Raw genomic sequence first — 1,608 nt, forward strand, 5'->3', positions numbered from 1 at the left:
ACAAAAATTTTCCATCTGAATCAGATACCATAACCTTGATAAACCCATATTGGTTAAAGGCCCCCGCCATAAATACTTGTCTCCACCAAATATAATCAAATAATGATCCATCTGTTGGTAAATCAAATGTCAATGAACCTGCGTGATTGCCGCCTGAACTCGGGGTGTTTTCTAAAAACAAATGATCGCGCCCGAGCCAAGGACCTATAAAAAGTCCTTTGTCAAAAATTTCAGTTCCATCATTAAGTATAGCCATATTTTTTTGACCTTTTGCGAGTCCGTCTTTTATGCCTGTACCAGTGTCAGTATAGTCAAATGGTCTTTCACTAAATTTCCGTGTCTCACTATCAATGATTTCCCTGTCGCCAACCTCCATTACACCACTTGGATTTACCAATCCAAAATATCCGTTTTCACTGTTCATTTTCGCAGTGACGATTGGTAAAGCTTCGACATTTCCGTTGTTTGTGATATTAAAAATGACCTTACCGTCTGATTCGGTAAAGTCAGTTATTTTTTTGTATGACGTTGAGTGTGCTACACCGTCAGGGATGAGGAAGGTTAACTTAGCTGTGTCATACCATGATTGGATGCCATCAAGCTCTGTCTTATCAATTAAAATAGCTTTATAGTATCTGTCTGGTTCATCGGAAAAAACCAACATTCGTTCTTCATCCTGATTAAATAAGCCAGCCACTTGCTCTCTAATTTTATTTATGTTTCCAAATGAAATGTTTGACGGCTGAACAGTATCCACAAAACTAATTTTTGAGATATCAAACGATGCAAGGCTAACTTCCACTTCAATTATTTTTGCATCTGTTTTTACTTTTTGCAAAAGAATCCCAAGTTTAGGAGATGAATTACTTGTCACAGAACGTTCGTTCCCTATTTGTCGCTTAACTTTTAGTACTTTTAGTAAAGGACTAGTATCTATTGAGTTGAAGCTCATTGTTATTTGTTCTGACAATTATATATCACCTCCCAATCTTTTTATCGCTGTTTGTTTTTGTGTCGTATATTCATTGATTGCGTCGCCAGTTGCTCTTGCAAACTCTTGACCATTGACATTGAAGACAAAATCTCTGCCAACCAATTCTTTGATTGTGGACAATGCTTCTTTGATGACTCCCATTTCTTCAGTGTCCTGTCTTCGGTATGTAACCTCAACAGAACTTGAAGAATTGCCAGCGTCAAAGCTATATGCCAGATTATCCCCCATCATGTCACTGACTTGCATGTTGAAACGGTCAATGCCGTCAAACATACTGTCCATAGCCTTATTGACATATTTGGTACTCTTTTCAATACCAACTGCCACACCTTGGCCAATGAATAGACCGACTTCATCACGGAACAAGCGTGATGGTGAATGAATTTGAGCCTTGGCTTGTGCTGCTCTATTCGCTTGAGCTACCAGAGCATTTGCAGCCGCTGTGACAGCTCCAATGGCTGAATACATGCCTTGAGCTAAACCTTGGCCAATCATTGCACCGACATACTGCATAGCACCAGCACCAGACATACCAGTAGAACGGATTGCGTTTATCATTGCAGACATTGCAGCTGTTGCTGAACCAATACCGCCTCTAATGCCAGCAGTCACTC

The 1,608-nt window shown here is 39.9% G+C and carries 2 protein-coding genes; both read right to left on the reverse strand.

The annotated features are described in order from the left end of the window. A partial coding sequence (locus tag GT613_RS15210) for a distal tail protein Dit (protein WP_204987388.1) occupies nucleotides 1–970 on the reverse strand: 970 nt, incomplete at its 3' end. Beyond that, nucleotides 971–1,608: hypothetical protein (locus GT613_RS15365; RefSeq protein WP_204987389.1), on the reverse strand; the 638-nt coding region annotated here is incomplete at its 5' end.

Source organism: Eggerthella sp. BIOML-A4 (assembly GCF_009875575.1).
Lineage (GTDB): Bacteria > Actinomycetota > Coriobacteriia > Coriobacteriales > Eggerthellaceae > Eggerthella > Eggerthella lenta.